At 66.2% G+C, this 18294-nt stretch carries 15 protein-coding genes and 4 tRNA genes; 14 read left to right on the top strand and 5 right to left on the bottom strand.

Going from position 1 to position 18294, the window contains the following annotated elements; translation table 11 throughout:
* The first annotated feature begins 215 nt into the window (after positions 1-215).
* Positions 216-1106 carry a glycosyltransferase family protein gene (locus NX784_RS04460; protein ID WP_258815494.1) on the top strand — a complete coding sequence of 297 codons (891 nt, stop codon included), beginning with the start codon at positions 216-218 and terminating at the stop codon, positions 1104-1106.
* Between the two features lie 125 nt (positions 1107-1231).
* On the opposite strand, the gene NX784_RS04465 is transcribed toward NX784_RS04460, so the two are convergent.
* The 4 genes from NX784_RS04465 to NX784_RS04480 form a co-directional block, all read right to left on the bottom strand.
* The gene (locus tag NX784_RS04465) at positions 1232-2524 is read right to left on the bottom strand and encodes a sugar MFS transporter (RefSeq protein WP_258815495.1); all 1293 of its coding nucleotides are present in this window, start codon (positions 2522-2524) and stop codon (positions 1232-1234) included.
* Between the two features lie 235 nt (positions 2525-2759).
* A complete protein-coding gene (gene ttcA / locus NX784_RS04470; RefSeq protein ID WP_258815496.1) occupies positions 2760-3698 on the bottom strand; it encodes a tRNA 2-thiocytidine(32) synthetase TtcA in 939 nt (312 codons plus the stop codon).
* On the bottom strand, positions 3695-4093 hold the full coding sequence (locus NX784_RS04475) for a dihydroneopterin aldolase (protein WP_258815498.1): 399 nt from the start codon (positions 4091-4093) through the stop codon (positions 3695-3697). Before NX784_RS04475 ends, ttcA begins: the two co-directional genes overlap by 4 nt.
* A gap of 34 nt (positions 4094-4127) precedes the next feature.
* On the bottom strand, positions 4128-4961 hold the full coding sequence (locus NX784_RS04480; RefSeq protein WP_258815499.1) for an SDR family oxidoreductase: 834 nt from the start codon (positions 4959-4961) through the stop codon (positions 4128-4130).
* Between the two features lie 58 nt (positions 4962-5019).
* Between NX784_RS04480 and NX784_RS04485 the strand changes: the two genes are divergently transcribed.
* The 4 genes from NX784_RS04485 (at position 5020) to NX784_RS04500 (ending at position 10719) form a co-directional block, all read left to right on the top strand.
* Positions 5020-6168: a class I SAM-dependent methyltransferase gene (locus NX784_RS04485; protein WP_258815500.1), complete on the top strand. Its 1149-nt coding sequence runs from the start codon at positions 5020-5022 to the stop codon at positions 6166-6168.
* 126 nt (positions 6169-6294) lie between these two features.
* Positions 6295-7323 (top strand): J domain-containing protein, encoded by a 1029-nt coding sequence (locus NX784_RS04490; RefSeq protein ID WP_258815501.1) that lies wholly within the window; start codon positions 6295-6297, stop codon positions 7321-7323.
* A gap of 159 nt (positions 7324-7482) precedes the next feature.
* Positions 7483-9117 carry a tetratricopeptide repeat-containing response regulator gene (locus tag NX784_RS04495; protein ID WP_258815502.1) on the top strand — a complete coding sequence of 545 codons (1635 nt, stop codon included), beginning with the start codon at positions 7483-7485 and terminating at the stop codon, positions 9115-9117.
* Between the two features lie 6 nt (positions 9118-9123).
* A complete protein-coding gene (locus tag NX784_RS04500; RefSeq protein ID WP_307735832.1) occupies positions 9124-10719 on the top strand; it encodes an HDOD domain-containing protein in 1596 nt (531 codons plus the stop codon).
* Here NX784_RS04500 and NX784_RS04505 read toward each other — a convergent pair.
* Positions 10685-13924 (bottom strand): EAL domain-containing protein, encoded by a 3240-nt coding sequence (locus NX784_RS04505; RefSeq protein ID WP_258815503.1) that lies wholly within the window; start codon positions 13922-13924, stop codon positions 10685-10687. The two genes, NX784_RS04500 and NX784_RS04505, sit on opposite strands and share 35 nt — an antisense overlap.
* A 204-nt stretch (positions 13925-14128) precedes the next feature.
* Between NX784_RS04505 and NX784_RS04510 the strand changes: the two genes are divergently transcribed.
* From NX784_RS04510 to rplA, 9 genes are all read left to right on the top strand, one after another.
* A tRNA-Tyr gene (locus NX784_RS04510) sits at positions 14129-14213 on the top strand.
* A 50-nt stretch (positions 14214-14263) separates the two neighbouring features.
* Positions 14264-14337, top strand: a tRNA-Gly gene (locus NX784_RS04515).
* Positions 14338-14349: 12 nt separating this feature from the next.
* Positions 14350-14424, top strand: a tRNA-Thr gene (locus tag NX784_RS04520).
* Between the two features lie 81 nt (positions 14425-14505).
* Complete coding sequence (tuf, locus tag NX784_RS04525; protein ID WP_258815504.1) at positions 14506-15696, top strand: elongation factor Tu; 1191 nt, start codon at positions 14506-14508, stop codon at positions 15694-15696.
* Between the two features lie 116 nt (positions 15697-15812).
* Positions 15813-15888, top strand: a tRNA-Trp gene (locus NX784_RS04530).
* 37 nt (positions 15889-15925) lie between these two features.
* Positions 15926-16315 (top strand): preprotein translocase subunit SecE, encoded by a 390-nt coding sequence (gene secE, locus NX784_RS04535; protein ID WP_258815505.1) that lies wholly within the window; start codon positions 15926-15928, stop codon positions 16313-16315.
* Positions 16315-16944 carry a transcription termination/antitermination protein NusG gene (nusG, locus tag NX784_RS04540; protein ID WP_258815506.1) on the top strand — a complete coding sequence of 210 codons (630 nt, stop codon included), beginning with the start codon at positions 16315-16317 and terminating at the stop codon, positions 16942-16944. The genes secE and nusG overlap by 1 nt, the downstream gene beginning before the upstream one ends.
* A 114-nt stretch (positions 16945-17058) precedes the next feature.
* Entirely contained in the window at positions 17059-17490 is a 432-nt protein-coding gene (gene rplK, locus NX784_RS04545; protein ID WP_258815507.1) for a 50S ribosomal protein L11, read from the top strand.
* Between the two features lies 1 nt (position 17491).
* On the top strand, positions 17492-18187 hold the full coding sequence (gene rplA, locus NX784_RS04550) for a 50S ribosomal protein L1 (protein WP_258815508.1): 696 nt from the start codon (positions 17492-17494) through the stop codon (positions 18185-18187).
* The last annotated feature ends 107 nt before the right edge of the window (positions 18188-18294 follow it).

The raw sequence follows: 18294 nt of genomic DNA on the forward strand, positions 1-18294 counted from the left end.
CCGTTCCCGTTCGTCGGCGCGACTTGCGCGCGGTCTGATCCCGCGCAAGCGCCGTCGATTCCGCTGCAACCGCCGCGCACGGCGCCGCTCTTACCACATGTGTGATCGACAAAGGAGAGCGCCATGCGGACCCATCCCGACTTTGCACCCGGTCGTCACGCCACGCGGGCCGTGGCCGGACGCCGCCGAACGCGCACGCGCGGCGGAGGCTGAGCATGGGCGCCGCGGCGGCCCGCGCCAGTTGCTGCATCGTGTGCGGCACGGCGGCACCGGAACGCATCGAGCGCCTGCTGCTCAGCCTCGCGACCGCCAGCCCGCACGTGCTGGTCTACCTGGTCGACGATGCACGCCACCCCGGGCTGGCCGCACTCGCCGGACGCTACGGCGTGCACTATCGGCGCCAGCCCGACTGGCCGGGTCACGCCCGCATCCATAACCGGGTGTTGCGCGAGGCTGCGGGCGCCGGGAGCGCCTACCACCTGCTGCTCAGGCCAGACATTGGCTTGCCGGTCGACGCGGTGGCCAGGATGGTTGCCTACATGGAGCAGCATCTGGACGTCGGCTTGCTGGCGCCGCGGGTGCAAGGGCCGGACGGGCGATTGGTGCCGATGTGCAGCCTGCTGCCGGGGCCGCTGGAACTGCTGCTGGGCCGCTGTTTCCCGTTGCTGCATCGGTCCAGCGGCAGGCTTGCGCGCTACCAGTTGCACGCGAGCGGCTACAGCCGCGTGATGGACGTGCCCGTGCCCACGGCCTGTTGCCTGCTGATGCGGATGGAGACGCTGCTGCGCGCCGGCATGTTCGACGAGCGCTTCCTGCTGCGCTTCGACACGGTCGACCTGGCGCGCCGTACGGCCCGCATCGCGCGCACCGTGTTCGTGCCGCACGTGACCGTCGTGCGCGACCCTGCTCACGTCGGCGGCGGGTGGCGCGTGCGGTCGGCGTGCTGGTGGCGGCGGTGCGTGTCGGCCTGGCGCTACTTCAACAAGTGGGGGTGGCTGCACGATGGGGAACGGGACCGCATCAACGCGCGCGCGCTGCGCCAGCTGGGGCCGGCGCAGGGGCGACAGGACGGCGTGATCCCGGCCGGGACCGACGTGGCCGGATGACAGTGCGTGGCCGGATCACGGTGCGGGTAGAAGGCGGTGCGGGTAGTCGGCGAGCGGTACGTCCGGGCAGGCAGGCTGCCCGGACGTAGAAGACGCGAGGATCGGTCGCGGGCTCCGTCGCAGCTTCAGTCGCGCTGCAGCGGCCGGCGCGCATACCAGCCGAACGCGAGGATGACGAGGTAGCACAGCGCAGGCACGGCGAGCGCGAGGCGCAGGCCGGCGGCATCGGCGGCGTAGCCCGTGATCAGCGGCACGATGGCGCCGCCGACGATGGCCACGCAGATCAGGCCCGAGCCTTCGGCTGCGCGCTCGCCCAGGCCTTCCGAGGCCAGCGTGAAGATCGTGGGGAACATGATGGAGTTGACGAGGCCGATGGCCAGCAGCGCCCAGCCCGACGCGGCGCCGTGCGTCGTGGCCGAGACGAGCAACAGCAGCGCGGCGATGGCGCCGGCGCCGGCCAGCACCTTGCCCGGCGAGCAGATGCGCAAGACGTAGGCGCCGAGGAAACGGCCGACCATTGCACCGCCCCAATACAGCGGGACGTGCTTGCCGGCCGCTTCCGCGCCCAGGCCCAGCACGTCGTGCTGCATCAGGTAGTTGACGATCACGGAGCCCACTGCGACTTCCGCACCGACGTACAGGAAGATGCACAGGGTGCCGAACGCGAAGCGGGGCTGTTTCAGCAGGTCGAAGGCGCCCAGCATGGTGCTTTCCGGATGGGGATGCTCGACGAGCTTCTTGCGGTTCGTCCAGACGAGGAAGGCGACGATGGCCAGCGCGACCGCCAGGCCGAGGTAGGTGTGCACGACGACCTGGCTCTCGGCGGCGCGGTAGGCGGCGAGGGCGTCGGCCGACAGCGTGGACTGGTCGACACGGGCCAGCGAGCCGAGGATCAGGATCGCGCCGACGTACGGGAAGACGGTGGTGCCGAGCGAGTTGAACGCCTGCGCGAACGTGAGGCGGCTCGACGCGGTGGCGGGGGCGCCCAGCATCGAGATCAGCGGGTTCGCCACGACCTGCACGATGGTGATGCCGGCGGCCAGTACGAACAGCGCCAGCAGGAAGGTGATGAACATGCCGGACGACGAGGCGGGGATGAACAGCAGGCAGCCGGCCGTCATCGTGAGCAGGCCGACGACGGCGGTCCGCATATAGCCGATCCGCTGCACGATAGCGGCGGCCGGCAGCGACACGATGAAGTAGGCCGCGAAGAACGCCGACTGCACGAGCATCGCCTGGGCGTACGACAACGTGAACAGGTCTTTCAGTTTGGGGATGATGACGTCGTTCAGGCTCGTGATGCCGCCGAACGTGAAGAACAGTGCGAACACGAAAATGCGCAGGCTGGCGACCTGCGGACTGGCGTTGGCGGAGGCGCCGCCCGGCTGGGCGGTACCGGCGGGTTGGCCGATTTGCATGTGGAATCCAGTGGGTTGGATGATGCGCGCGCCGTCGTGGCGTTGCGAGCGAGGTAGGAATATTACATCGCTTTAGCGGCCTGTTGTGTGGTTTGGCGCGGAGCCGCTAGAGTGAAATCGATGTCATTTTCAGGACGGGTGGCCGAGAGGAGGAAACTGCACTACATACGAAACGTCACAGATGCGGCAAGCGGTGTCCCGCGCAGGCGCGCCCGCGCGGGAAGGCCAACGCGGGTCAGAGCGGTTGCAGCGGAATGGTGCCCGTGGCCGGCGTGGAGCACGGCTCCTCGTCGAAGGCGATGTCCCCGGCCGGATTTGCGACGCCGTCGGCCTTCAGGTCCGTGAAGCCGAACATGTCGCGGTCCATCAGGTGCGACGGCACGACGGTCGACAGCGACGAGAAGATGTTTTCCACGCGGCCCGGGTATTTCTTCTCCCAGTCGCGCAGCATGGCCTTGATCTGCTTGCGCTGCAGGTTTTCCTGCGAGCCGCACAGGTCGCACGGGATGATGGGGAATTCCTTCACTTCGGCGTAGCGCTCGGTGTCCGCTTCCTTCACATAGGCCAGCGGGCGGATCACGACGTGCTTGCCGTCGTCCGACACGAGCTTCGCCGGCATGCCCTTGATCTTCGCACCGAAGAACATATTCAGGAAGAAGGTTTCGAGGATGTCGTCGCGGTGGTGGCCCAGGGCGATCTTCGTGCAGCCGAGTTCGTCCGCCACTCGGTACAGGATGCCGCGCCGCAGCCTGGAACAGAGCGAGCACGTCGTCTTGCCTTCCGGGATCAGGCGCTTGACGATGCTGTACGTGTCCTGGTTCTCGATATGGAACGGGATGCCCAGTTTTTCCAGGTAGGCCGGCAGCACGTCGGCCGGGAAGTTCGGCTGTTTCTGGTCGAGGTTGACGGCGACGATGTCGAAGTGGATCGGCGCGCGCTCGCGCAAGGTCATGAGGATGTCGAGCAGCGCATAGCTGTCCTTGCCGCCGGACAGGCAGACCATGACCTTGTCGCCATCCTCGATCATGTTGAAATCGCCGATCGCCTGGCCGACGAGGCGGCACAGGCGCTTGTGCAGCTTGTTGTTTTCGTAGGCCTGCTTCTCGGCCTTCTTGCCGGCTGCCTCGGCTGCCTCTTCCACGTCGGCCGGGCGTGCCATCGTCACGTCATTCATGCTTCATCCTTGATCTGGAACACTTCGACGCCGACGCCTTCGCAGTCGGGGTACACGTCGGGTTTCATCGTCGACACGCGGGCCGCGCGCACGTTCGGGTGGGCCAGCATCGCTTTGACGACGTCGTCGCACAGCGTTTCCTGCAGGTGTACGTGGCCTTGCGCCATGCGCCGGGCGATGGTTTCGCGCATGAAGTCGTAGTCGACGACTTCGTCCAGCTGGTCGTCCTTCGGCGTCGACAGCGCGAGCGGAATGTACAGGTCGACATTGATCAGGACGCGTTGCTCGCCCTTCTTTTCGAACTCATGGACACCGATGTTGATCATGACTTCGTAATTGCGCAGGAACAGCCGGCGGCAATCGCGCAGCTGCGGGTAATACAGGGCGGACGACATAGGAAACCTTGATGGGTAAAGGGGATAAATGAGGTTATTCGGTCAAAAACATCACGTCTCGGGCCAGCGGCATCAGGTGCTGGCCGCCGTCGACGAGCAGGGTGGTGCCGGTCAGCGCCGTCGCGTTCGCCGCGTAGCACACGGCGTCGACGATGTCCTGCGGCGTGGACGACCGTCCCAGCGGCGTGATCTTGTGCGCGCTCTCGAAGCCGGTGGCGCTCTGGTCGCCGGAGACGAGGGTGATGCCGGGCGCGACGCCGACGACGCGCAGTTTCGGCGCCAGCGCCTGGGCCAGCATCGTCGTGGCCGTGTGCAAGGCCGCCTTCGACAACGTGTACGACAAAAAATCCGGGTTGAGATTGTACAGTTTCTGGTCGAGCAAGTTGATCACGACGGCTTGGCCACCGTCCGGCACTTGCGCGTGCAATTCCTGCGCGAGCAGCAGCGGGGCCGCCACGTTGCACTGCATGTGGGTGGCCAGCAGGGCCGGCGAAAAAGCGTCCGGCTTGTCGTATTCGAACAACGATGCGTTGTTGACGATGCAATCCAGCGCGCCCAGCAGGTGCACGGCCTGGCGCGGCAGCGCGCGCACGGCCGTCTCGTCAGCGAGGTCGGCGTGCAGCGCGACGGCACGCCGGCCCAGCGCGCGGATCGCAGTCACGACCTCGTCCGCGTCGGCCGCCGACGCGCGGTAATGCACGGCCACGTCCCAGCCGGCGGCGGCCAGGCCCAGCGCGATGGCGCGGCCGATGCGTCGTCCGGCGCCCGTGACGAGCGCCACGCGCGCGCGCCCGGCATGCGGTGCGTGCGTGTCGCCGGTGGTGTGGCCGGTGCGGGATGGATCGTCGTTCGTATGTGTCTGTGTCATCGTGGTGTGTGCGGGGCGCCGTTTGTGGCTCGCTCCCGATTCTCGCTACAATGGCCGGATGTCCTTGCCTCTTCCCTCGAGCGACGCGCTGGCCGCGTCCCAAGCCCTGCAGCGCATGATCGCTGCCGAGATCGCCGACCAGGGCGGCGCCATCCCGTTTGCGCGTTTCATGGAACTGGCGCTGTACGCGCCGAATCTCGGCTATTACAGCGGCGGTGCGGCCAAGCTGGGCCGCGACGGCGACTTCACGACGTCGCCCGAGATCAGCCCGCTGTTCGGTGCCACGCTGGCGCGCGCGGCCGCCGCTATTATGGCCCAAAGTGGCCCCAACATCATCGAATTCGGCGCCGGCACGGGCAAGCTGGCCCATGACGTGCTGACGACGCTCGGCGAACTGGGCGTGCGCATCGACAGCTATACCATCATCGAATTGTCCGGCGAACTGCGCGCGCGCCAGCAGGAAGCGCTGAAGGATTTCCCTCAGGTGCGCTGGCTGACGGGCTTTCCCGACGCGTTCCACGGCGCCGTCCTCGCCAACGAGGTGCTCGATGCGATGCCGGTGGAACTCGTCGTGCGCGACGGCGGCCGCTGGCAGCGCCAGATGGTGACGGTCGACGCGGGCCGCTTCGCCTTCGTATCGGCCGAATCGGACGCGGACCTCGCGGACCAGATCGCGCGCCAGATCCCCGACGCGGACACGCTGCAGGACGGCTACCTGACGGAAGTCCACCCCGTCGCCTGCGGCTTCATGCGCTCGCTGGCGCAGATGTTCAAAGGCGGCAAGGGCGCCGCGATCCTGATCGACTATGGTTTCCCGGCCCACGAATACTATTTCGACGAGCGCACGAGCGGCACCTTGATGTGCCATTACCGCCACCATGCGCACCCCGACCCGTTCTACCTGCCGGGCCTACAGGACATCACGGCGCACGTCGACTTCACGGCGATGGCGCTGGCCGCGCACGGCGCCGGGCTCGACGTGCTCGGTTATATGAGCCAGGCGGCGTTCCTGCTCGCGTCCGGTATCGGCGAGCTGCTGCTGAAGACGGACCCGGAAGATGCGCTGCGCTACCTGCCCCAGTCGAAGGCCGTGCAAAAACTCGTGTCGCCGGCGGAGATGGGGGAATTGTTCAAGGTGCTCATCGTCGGCAGCGGCGTCGCGGCCGACCCCGCCATCGAGCGCGCCGATCGCAGCCATAAGTTGTGATTAGGACATCTTGCGCGGTGGACACAAACCCGGCTATGCTGTAACGCTGCCGGTGACAGCGATTCGGCTACTATTGATGCAGCAGGGCGTCCGTACGTGGCGCCCGCGCAACCCCGACTCCCGACCATGGCCAAGATCCATACCCATTATGACAACCTGAAGGTGTCGCGCCACGCACCGCAGGAAGTCATTCGCGCGGCCTACAAGGCGCTGAGTCAGAAATACCATCCCGACAAGAACCCGGGCGACGAGCGTGCCGCCCGGATCATGGCGATCGTCAACACCGCCTACAACATCCTGTCCGATCCCGTGCGCCGCAAGGAGCACGACGACTGGATCGCGTCGGAAGAGTGGGAAGTGGAGTGGCTGGAAAATTCGCACGGCGACGAGGGCCGCGAGAAGCGGGGCGACCACTGGGAACCGCGCACCGTCGCGGCCCCGTCGCGCTGGCGCGTGTTGCGCGACCCGCGCTGGTGGGGTGTGGGACTCGCCGCGTTCGCGAGCGGCGGTGCGCTGGCGATCATGCTGCTCGATCCGGCCAAGGTCGTGCCCAGTGCGCTCGCCTGGGTCGGCAAGGGCCAGCCCGTCCCCGCGACGAGCCCGGCCACGCCCGTGCCGGCACCCGTGCCCGTGCCGGCGTCCGCCACCGCTTCGGCCGCATCCGCCTCGGCGGCGTCATCGGATCCGCTCGGCGGCGATGCCGGCGCCGACGCCTGGGCGCACCCGGCGGGCCAGGCCGACGTGCCGCCCGACGTCAAGGCGCTCGCCGTGACCCAACTGGTCGTGCCCGCGCGCGCCGCCGATTGCGATACCGACCTCACGGCCCAGGTCGCGCCGACGGGCATGCCGTGGCCGGCGGAATCCGGCTACATGGACGGCTACCCGGTCGGCAATCAGGGCGACGAGATGCAGGTGCTCGTCGACAACAGCAATAATCCGTCGCCCGTGCTCGTCAAGATCGTCGACCTGGACCACCGCGCCACCGTGCGCCACGCCTACGTGCAAGGGCACGCCAAGTTCCTCGTCGACAAACTCTCGGCCGGCAAGTACGAAGTCCGTTATCAGAACATCATGATCGGCGAGTCCCATGCCGAATGCGCCAATGGCCGCCGCACGCCGTTGCGCCAGGCCGCCGCCCGCCAGCCCGGCGCGTGACGGGCACGGTGACCAAGAGTGTGGTTTTTTGCGACATTCCGCCGGGCTGGATACGCGTGAAATTCAAGAATTTTGTTCCCTGGACGTAATATACTCGGTAAAACTGCGGGTCCACGCAACCCGCCCTGCCCAATGCAGGCACACACGGAAAACCGGGATATGAACGAACTTGAAGGCCTCACCGCGCTGATCATCGAACCGCATCCCGGTATGCGCTCGACGATCCACAACATGCTGAACATGTGCGGCCTGAACAAAATCGACCACGTGGGCGGTTCGAACCAGGCCGTGAAGCACCTCGGCCTGAAGCACTACGACCTGATCCTGTGCGAATACGGGCTGGAGGGCGGCCAGGATGGCCAGCAACTGCTCGAGGACGTGCGTCACCACAAGCTCATGCCGCTGTCGACCATGTTCTTCATGGTCACGGCCGAAGGCGATTACGGCAAGGTCGTCAGCGCCGCCGAACTGGGCCCCACCGACTACGTGCTGAAGCCGTTCACGGCCGACCGCCTGCTCGAACGCATCGCGCGCGGCCTGGAGCGGCGCAACGCCCTGTTGCCCGTCTACGAACTGATGGAGGCGGGCAGCCAGCGCGAGGCGATCGACGCGTGCATCGACGGCGAGGCGCGCCATCCGCGCTACCTCGTCGACTTCCTGCGCCTGCGCGCCGAACTGCACATGTTCCTCGGCGAGCCGCACGAAGCCGAACCGATCTACCGCAAGCTGATCGAGACGAAAGCCATCGCCTGGGCGCGCCTGGGCCTGGCGAAGACACTGGTCCTGCGCGAGCGTTTCGAGGAGGCCCGCGACATCCTCGAGGACCTCGTCGACAGCAACAAGAACTTCCTCGATGCCTACGACTGGCTCGCACGCACGCACGAGGCGGCCGGCGCGCTGAGCGCGGCGCAGGCCGTGCTGGCGGACGCGGTGGCCGTGTCGCCGCATGCCGTGCGCCGGCTGCGCAAGCTGGGCGAGACGGCCCTCGAGGCGGGCGACAACGACACGGCGGAGAAGGTCCTCAAGCAGGTCGTCAGCAAGGCCAAGTACTCGGAATTCAAGGACCCGCAGGACCACGTGCGCCTCGTGCAGACGCTCGTGCGCAAGGGCGACCCCGTGCAGGCCGCGGCCGTCATCCGCGACCTCGACAAGTCGATGGCCTTCCAGAAGAACGCGCCGCTGTGCAGCGCGATCGCATCGAGCCTCGTGCACGAGTACACGGGCAACGAGGCGCGCCTGGCGGAATCGCTGGAGACGGCGCTCGCGGCCAGCCGCGACGCGCCCGAGCTGCGCTGCGAGCTCAAGCTGGAACTGGCCCGCACCTGCATCGAGAACGGCATGCAGGAGGGCGCCGCCGAGATCGTGCGCGACGTGATGCGCAATGCGCAGAACGGCGCCGCGATGGCACGCGCGATGGCCGTGTTCGAGCAGGCGGGCCAGGGCGAGCTGGCGCAGAAGCTGGCCATGGAGAGCCGCCAGGAAGTCATCGACCTCGTCGCCAGCGGCGCCGCCAGGGCGAAGGAAGGCGACTACAAGGGCGCCGTCGTGCTGATGCAGGAAGCGGCGACCAAGCTGCCGGACAATCCGCAGGTCGTGTTCAACGCCGCGTTGGCGGTGCTGAAATGCCTGGACCACGAAGGCTGGGACGACCGCCTCGGCCAGCAGGCGCTCGGCCTCATCACAGGCGTGCGCCGCCTCGACCCGGTCAATCCTAAACTGCCCGCACTGGCCGGGATGCACCAGCAGATCCTCAAGAAATACGATAAAGGCCCGCGCCTGAAGAAGGCCGGCTGATCCACCATGATTCCAGCCATCGGCGCCACCGCCGCTTCCGCCCCCATGGCCAACGCCACTTCCAACCCGCCGCCGGACGGGCGCCGCGTGCGCGCCGCGCTGCTGCACAAGGTGTGCGGCGACGATGACATGTTCGCGCTCGGCAGCGCCGTCGCGCGCGTCGTGCAGATGTCCACGTCGGACGACCAGGGCACGCACGACCTCGCGCACTACGTGCTGTCCGACGTCGCGCTCACGCAGCGCGTGCTGCGCCTGGCCAACACGGTGCGCTATCGCACGGCGGCCGGCACCGCCGTCACGACCGTGTCGCGCGCGATCTCCCTGCTGGGCTTCGACAACGTGCGCACGGTCGCGCTGGCGATGCTCCTCGTCGACGCGCTCGCCAGCAGCGACCATGCGTACAGCGTGCGCGTGGAACTGGAGGCGTCGCTGTGCGCGAGCCTCGTCGGGCGCGAGATGGCGCGCCACAGCTTTTACCAGGGCGCCGAGGAAGCGTCGATCGGCGCGCTGTTCAAGAATCTGGGCGCGCTGCTCGTGGCGTCGCACGAGCACGACCGCTACCGCGAAATCCAGGCCCTTCTCGGCACCGGCAAGCACACGCCGGCGCAGGCCGCGCAGATGATCCTCGGCTGCAGCTTCGACGCACTGTCCGAGGCCGTGCTGGGCGAGTGGAAGATCCCGGACGTGATCATGCGTGCCCAGCGCCCGCTCGACCCGGGTGCGTTGAAAGTGGCCGTCAACCGCGGCGAATGGATGCGCCAGGTCGCGTCGTTCAGCCTCGAGGTCGCGCGCCTGATGGCCAAGACCGCCACGCCGTCCGACTCGCCGGAGGCGCAGGCGCTGCTGGCGCGCTACGGCACCGCGCTGAACCTGGGCGCGGCCGAGCTGGACGAGCTGTTCGAGTCGGTGGCGTTCGAGATGACGAGCCTGTTGCAAAGCATGAACCTGCAGCCCGTGCCGCGCCGCGCCCCGGTCGAGGACAAGAACGGCCTGCCTAACGTGCTGCTGCTGGCGACGCTGGGCGGGGGCGAGGAAGAAGAGCAGGGCGCCTACCCGAGCGGCAAGCCGAAGAACGCGCGCGACCTGCTGCTGGCCGGCGTGCAGGACGTCACGCAGATGCGCGCTTCCGGCCAGCACAAGGTCAACGACGTCGTCATGGCCGTGCTGGAGACGCTGTACACGGCGCTGGGCTTCCGCTTCGCGACGGTCGTGCTGAAGGACGTGCGCGCCGGCCAGTACCGCGCCCGCGCCTCGTTCGGGCTCGGCGCGACGCGCGTGCAGGACGGCTTCGCGTTCCCGGTGGCGCCCGCCGGCGGGGAGAAGGCGGGCCGCGACCTGTTCCACCTGGCGATGGAAAACGACGCCGACCTGATGATCTCGGACGCGCGCAGCGCCAAGATCCGCGCCTTGCTGCCGGCCTGGCACAAGACCCTGCTGCCGGATGCGCAGAGCTTCATCGTGCTGCCGCTGGTCGTGGGCAAGGTCCAGCTGGGCCTGTTCTACGCCGACCGCACGGAGCTGGCGCCGGAAGGCGTGCCGGCGGACGAAACGGCCCTCATCAAGGCGCTCAAAGGCCAGGTACTGGCTGCGCTTGCGCCCTGACGAAGTCTCGGAATTCGCGCACCGGCATCGGCCGCCCGAACAGGAAACCCTGCGCCTCGTCGCTGCGCCGGTCGCGCAGGAAGCCCCGCTGCGCCTGCGTCTCCACCCCTTCCGCGATCACGCCCAGCCCGAGCGCATGGGCGAGGCCGATGGTCGCATCCACGATGGCCGCGTCGTTCGGATTCGTCTCGATGTCACGCACGAAGCCGCGGTCGATCTTGATCCGGTCGATCGCGAACAGCTTCAGGTAGGCCAGCGACGAATAGCCGGTGCCGAAGTCGTCGATCGCGAGCTTGAAGCCGCGCGCGCGCAGCTGCAGCAGCAGGAGGCGCGTGTTTTCCGGGTCGCGCATGGCGGCCGTTTCCGTGATCTCCAGTTCCAGCCGCGTCGGGTCGATCGCATGTTCGTCGAGCAGCTGGTCGAGGCGTGACAGCAGCGCGCCGCCGCTGAACTGGCGCGCCGACAGGTTCACCGCGAGGCGCAGGTGGTCGAGGCCGTCGTTCTGCCACTCGGCCAGCAGGGCCATGGCGCGCGCCAGCACCCAGTCGCCGAGCGGCAGGATCAGGCCCGAGTCCTCGGCGATGGGAATGAAGCGCCCCGGGTCGACGGTGCCCAGTTCCTCGTCGTGCCAGCGCAGCAGCACCTCGGCGCCGATCACGCGCCCCGTCGCCAGTTCGACCTGGGCTTGCAGGTGCACGTCGAAGCCGCCGTTTTCCAAGGTCGCCCACATGCGGTTTTCCAGCATCAGATGCTCGTGCGTGGCCGCGTTCATCGCCGGTGAGAAGAACTGGAAATTGCCGCGGCCCTCGCGCTTGGCCGCGTACATGGCCATGTCGGCGTGGCGCAGCAGCGTGTCCGGATCGTCGCCGTCGTCCGGGAACAGCGCGATGCCCACGCTGGCCCCGCTGTGCGCCGTCGTGCCGGCCAGGCGGTAGGGCTGCTGCAGCGATTCCACGAGGCGCACGGCCACCGACCGCACGCTGTCCGGCGACAGCGGGCCGCCCAGCACGATGATGAATTCGTCGCCACCGAGGCGGGCGAGGGTGTCGACGTCGCGCAGCAGGTCCTTCATGCGCGCGGCGGCACCGGTCAGCAGTTCGTCGCCGGCCTGGTGGCCCAGCGAATCGTTGATCTTCTTGAAGTGGTCGAGGTCGATGAACAGCACGGCCAGCGGCTGGCGCGCGCGCCGCGCCTGCGCGAGCTGCTGCTCCAGGCGCATGCCGAGCGCGTGCCGGTTCTCCAGCCCCGTCAGCGGGTCGTGGTGGGCCAGGCGGTGGATGCGCGCCTGCGCGCGCTGCTGCTCCGTCAGGTCGCGCAGGATGCACACGAACAGGCGTTCGCCCGCGAGGTCGACGATGGACACGGCCACGGCCAGCGGCAGCGGTTCGCCTTGCGCGTTCAGGCCGTCCAGCTGGCGGTCGTCCTGCGTGCTGCCGGCCAGGCGTGCCAGCAGGGCGGGGCCGTCCTCGTCGCCGTGCCCGGGTACCAATGTCGTGAACGCGAGGCCGGGGAGGTGGGCCAGCGGGTAGCCGAACAGCGCGGCCGTGGCACGGTTGGCGGATTGCACCAGCCCGTGGGCGTCGACGGTGACGATGGCGTCGGCCGCGTTGTCGAGGATGGCCTGCAGGCGCGCCGTGCGGTCCGCCACCTGGGCCTGGATCTGCGCCCGTTCGCCGCTGACGATCAGCATCAGTGCGCCCAGCAGCGCGGCCAGCAGCAGGCCCGTCGTGATCACGATCCAGCTGGCCAGCCCCCGCTCGCCTTCCATGTACGCGGCCGTGGGCGAGAAGCGCAGCTGCAGCGTGCGGCCGCCGTACGCCAGCTGGACCGCATAGTCGTTGCTGCCGGCACGGCGGCCCGGATCGCCCGCCAGCGTGCGCGAAGCGCTCCCCGCCGTCGTGTCGGCCAGGCTGATGTCGAAGCCGGGGAAGCCGGCGTGCCGCACCGCCTGCCCGACGAAGCTCCGCGTATCGAGGATCACGGCGAGCATACCCAGCAGCGGCCGGCCCGGTTCCCTGACGGCGCGGAACAGGGCGATGCCGCTGCCGCCCGTCGTCACGAGGCGGATCGGGCCGGTCGCCACGGGTGCGGTGGCGGTCAGCGCCCGCGCCACGGCGTCGGCCCGCTCCGGCGCCGCCAGGAAATCCAGGCCGCGCACCATCGTGTTCACGGGCGGCCACGTGTACAGCAACGGGAGGTAGCTCGGGCGCGTCGCGGCCGGCTGAAGGCGGCCTTTCAAGTCCAGGTCGCGCAGGCCGGGGAAGCCGGGATCGACGTTGATGCGGACCCAGGTCTCGAACGCGGCGCGCTCGTCGTTCGTGACGGGCACCAGCCAGTCGATGGCCGAGATGTCGGGCCGGCCGGCGACGTAGCCGCTGGCCGTGCGCAGGAAGCGGTCGCGCTCCATGAACCGGTCTTCCGCGCCGAGCGCGCGCGCGAACGTGCCGACGAAGCGTTCATGCTCGCGCAGCTCGGCCTGCAGCTCGTCGGCCACCTGCTGCGCCTTCAGCCGGTACGCCTGCAGGTATTGCAGATGTTCCCAGCGCACGGTCTGCTCGTAGGCGACGATGACGACGCCGGCCGCCAGCAGCAGCGGCAGCGCGACGAGCCGCGCGCGCCGGCGCCACAGCGCGCGCGGCTCGCCGCACGCGATCCACACGAGCGGGGCTGCGAGCAGGACGCCGATGGTATCGCCGGCCCACCAGTTGATCCAGTTCGGCGCCCGTTCGGCCGCAGTCAGCATGCCGAGCAGGTACAGCGCGGTCACGTTGGCGCTGGCGTTGACGAGGCAGAACAGGGGGGCCAGCGCGAGGAAGGCCGCGACGTCGCGCGCCGTGCCGAGCGCCGGGTCGACGACGCGGCGGAACCATTGCGCGCCAATCCAGGCCTGGGCCACCGAGCCCGCCGTGGCGACGAGCGTCGCGACCACGGCGATCCATGCCGCCGTGCCGGACTCGATCCAGCCGTCGCGCAGGTGCGTCAGGAGGGCGCCAACGGCGATGCCGGGGAGGACCCGCCACCCGAGCACGACCGCCAGTGCGAACCCGACGCCGGCCGGCAGGTAGACGGGCGTGGCGTAGCCGGCCGGCAGGTCCAGCGCGTGGCTGAGCAACCGCGTGCCGACGTAGACGGCGACGGTCACCAGGTTGGCCAGCCATGGGCGGGGCCCCTGCAGTTCGTGATTGCCGGTGCGGTTCGGGTCCATCGGGATGGCCTTTGATGTAATTACAGTGTACCGTCAAATGCCGGCAGGATCGATCTGGTGTGTTTATTGCAAACAGCCCTTGCGGACTTGTACTCCGGCCGTTACAATCACGCCCCGAAGCAACGACACTGTTTGCGTTTGATCAGTTCAGGCAAAAACGGTTGACGAAGTTGTTATCTTGCTTCATACTCTGCGGTTCTTCGCGGTGGGGTGGCCGAGTGGTTAAAGGCAGCAGACTGTAAATCTGCCCTCTCTGAGTACGCTGGTTCGAATCCAGCCCCCACCACCAAAAAGCGTTGATCGTGTAGTGAATCGAATGTTGAAGCTGAGGTGCCTCGCGCGGGTGTAGCTCAATGGTAGAGCTGAAGCCTTCCAAGCTTATGACGAGGGTTCGATTCCCTTCACCCGCTCCAGTTTCAAAATAAGCCCTTGTAGCTCAGTGGTAGAGCACTCCCTTGGTAAGGGAGAGGCCACGTGTTCAATCCACGTCAAGGGCACCAGAATTTAAACGGCTGTCGGCTGTTTCGACCGTCAGGTGTGCCTGGTAATTTTCAATATCGTTAGGATCTTAGGAGTCTAGAATGGCAAAGGAAAAATTCGAACGGACCAAGCCGCACGTGAACGTCGGCACCATTGGCCACGTTGACCACGGCAAAACCACCCTGACGGCAGCTATCGCGACCGTTCTGTCGAAGAAATTCGGCGGCGAAGCCAAGGCGTACGACCAGATCGACGCGGCTCCGGAAGAGAAAGCACGCGGCATCACGATCAACACCGCACACGTCGAGTACGAGACGGCCAACCGCCACTACGCTCACGTCGACTGCCCGGGCCACGCCGACTACATCAAGAACATGATCACCGGTGCCGCCCAGATGGACGGCGCGATCCTGGTGTGCTCCGCTGCCGACGGCCCGATGCCGCAGACGCGCGAACACATCCTGCTGGCTCGCCAGGTGGGTGTTCCGTACATCATCGTGTTCCTGAACAAGTGCGACCTGGTCGACGACGCAGAACTGCTGGAACTGGTCGAAATGGAAGTGCGCGAGCTCCTGTCGAAGTACGAGTTCCCGGGCGACGACCTGCCGATCATCAAGGGTTCGGCACGTATGGCTCTGGAAGGCCAGGCTGGCGAAATGGGCGAAGAGTGCATCATGAAGCTGGCCGACGCACTGGACACCTACATCCCGACGCCGGAACGTGCCGTTGACGGCGCCTTCCTGATGCCGGTGGAAGACGTGTTCTCGATCTCGGGCCGCGGTACCGTGGTGACCGGTCGTGTCGAGCGCGGCATCATCAAGGTCGGCGAAGAGATCGAAATCGTCGGCATCACCGACACCGTCAAGACGACCTGCACCGGCGTGGAAATGTTCCGCAAGCTGCTGGACCAGGGTCAGGCTGGCGACAACGTCGGTCTGCTGCTGCGCGGCACCAAGCGTGAAGACGTCCAGCGTGGTCAGGTTCTGGCCAAGCCGGGTTCGATCAAGCCGCACACCGACTTCACGGGCGAAGTGTACGTCCTGTCGAAGGACGAAGGCGGCCGTCACACCCCGTTCTTCAACAACTATCGTCCGCAGTTCTACTTCCGTACGACGGACGTGACCGGTTCGATCGTTCTGCCGGCCGATAAAGAGATGGTCATGCCGGGCGACAACGTGTCGATCACCGTCAAGCTGATCGCTCCGATCGCGATGGAAGAAGGTCTGCGCTTCGCAATCCGCGAAGGTGGCCGTACCGTCGGCGCTGGCGTGGTTGCCAAGATCATTGCCTAATCAGCGATATCTAAAGTAGTACCTCCGGGCGGAACGTTTCTGTTCCGCCCAACAATAGAGTGTTGCGCGAAGTATCCGCGTCGCGTATAATGCTCGATTCAACTAGAAGTTTTTGTAGGGGCGTAGCTCAATTGGCAGAGCGTCGGTCTCCAAAACCGAAGGTTGGGGGTTCGATGCCCTCCGCCCCTGCCACCGAATTCGGTGCCAGGCACCCGAAAGTAAATTAAGTATGTCTAATCAATCCGTGCAAACCGTCGGCACCTCGAACGACAAGTTCAAGGTCGCGTTGGCAGTGGTTGCTACGATTGCAGGTGTGGTCGGCTTTTTCATTCTGAAAGGCCAGAACAAACCAGCCCTGGTGTGCGCAGGCGCACTCGTGGCTGGTTTGGCTATTGCCGTCCTGCTGTTGTGGACTTCGACGACCGGCCGCGATTTCCTGGGCTTCGCGAAGGAATCCGTACGTGAAACGAAGAAGGTTGTATGGCCTACCGGCAAGGAAGCGAGACAGATCACCGCCGTGGTGTTCGGGTTCGTGCTGGTGATGGCAATTTTCCTGTGGGGCACGGATAAGATTCTCGAATTTCTGATGTACGACGTGATCCTGGGGTGGAAACAATAATGAGCGATAACGTTCAGCAAGATAACGTGCCGGGTGACGCCCCGGCACAAGACGCTGGTACGCCGCCGGCGGGTGCCCCCGTGAGTACTCCGGTCAGCAACAAGCGCTGGTACGTCGTGCATGTCTATTCCGGCATGGAAAAGAGTGTGATGCGCGGCCTGACCGATCGCATCGAGCGCGCCGGCATGCAAGAACAGTTCGGCCAGATCCTGGTCCCGACCGAAGAAGTGGTCGAGGTCAAGAATGGCAGCAAATCGGTGACCGAGCGTCGCTTCTTCCCGGGTTATGTGCTGGTCGAGATGGAAATGACCGACGAGACCTGGCACCTCGTGAAGAACACGCCGAAAGTCACCGGCTTCATCGGCGGCAAGAGCAACAAGCCGACCCCGATTCCGGCGCGCGAGATCGACAAGATCATGCAGCAGGTCCAGGAAGGTGTCGAGAAGCCTCGGCCCAAGGTGCTGTACGAAGTGGGCGAGCAGGTGCGCATCAAGGAAGGCCCGTTCACCGACTTCAACGGCAGCGTCGAAGAAGTCAACTACGAAAAATCGAAGGTGCGTGTGTCTGTCACCATCTTCGGCCGCGCGACTCCGGTGGAACTGGAGTTCGGGCAGGTGGAGAAAGTCTAAAACGCCGAATCGGAGCGTCGCAGCAGCAAGGCGGAATCCGATAAGAGGAGCTCCGCCTGATAAACAGTGGTACAGGTGGAGCGCTACCACTCAATCGACATAGGAGCCAACAAAATGGCAAAGAAAATCGTCGGTTTTATCAAGCTGCAAGTGCCGGCTGGTAAAGCAAACCCGTCCCCCCCGATCGGCCCGGCCCTCGGCCAGCGCGGTCTGAACATCATGGAATTCTGCAAGGCCTTCAATGCCAAGACTCAAGGCATGGAACCGGGCATGCCGATTCCCGTCGTGATCACCGCCTTCGCGGACAAGTCCTTCACCTTCGAGATGAAGACCCCGCCGGCTACGTACCTGATCAAGAAATTCGCAGGCGTGACCAAAGGTTCGGCCAAGCCGCACACCGACAAGGTCGGCACGCTGACCCGTGCTCAAGCTGAAGAAATCGCAAAAACCAAACAGCCGGACCTGACCGCTGCCGACATGGATGCTGCAGTGCGCATCATCGCCGGCTCGGCACGTTCGATGGGCATCACGGTGGAGGGTATCTAATATGGCCAAGCTGTCCAAGCGCGTCAAAGAAATCAAAGCCAAGGTCGATCGCAACAAGGCCTACGCTTTCGATAGCGCCGTCGCAATCGTCAAGGAATTCGCAACCGCCAAGTTCAACGAGTCGATCGACGTCGCCGTGCAACTGGGCGTGGATCCGAAGAAATCGGACCAGGTCGTCCGTGGTTCCGTCGTCCTGCCGGCTGGCACGGGCAAGACTGTCCGCGTCGCCGTCTTCGCACAGGGCGACAAGGCCGAGCAGGCTAAAGCCGCCGGCGCCGACATCGTCGGTATGGAAGACCTGGCAGAGCGCGTCAAGGCCGGCGACATGCCGTTCGACGTCGTGATCGCTTCGCCGGACACCATGCGTATCGTCGGTACCCTGGGTCAGATCCTGGGCCCGCGCGGCCTGATGCCGAACCCGAAGGTCGGCACCGTGACCCCGGACGTCGCTGGCGCCGTCAAGAACGCCAAGGCAGGTCAGGTCCAGTACCGTACCGACAAGGCAGGTATCATCCACGCCACGATCGGCCGCAAGTCGTTCAGCGACGAACAGCTGAAGACCAACCTGGTCGCGCTGATCGACGCCCTGAACAAGGCCAAGCCGGCTTCGTCGAAGGGTATCTACCTGCGCAAGGTCGCGATCTCGTCGACCATGGGCGCTGGCGTACGTGTCGATCACGCTACCCTGGCTGCTTAATAGCAAGGAATAAAGTCTCCGCAGAGTATCGCGGAGCAGATCTTTGGGCTGGCGGATTGAACTCCGCCAGGCAATCAAAGACCGTTGGGCCGAAGGCAGAAGGTTGG

This window comes from Massilia pinisoli, from assembly GCF_024753285.1.
Lineage (GTDB): Bacteria > Pseudomonadota > Gammaproteobacteria > Burkholderiales > Burkholderiaceae_D > Telluria > Telluria pinisoli.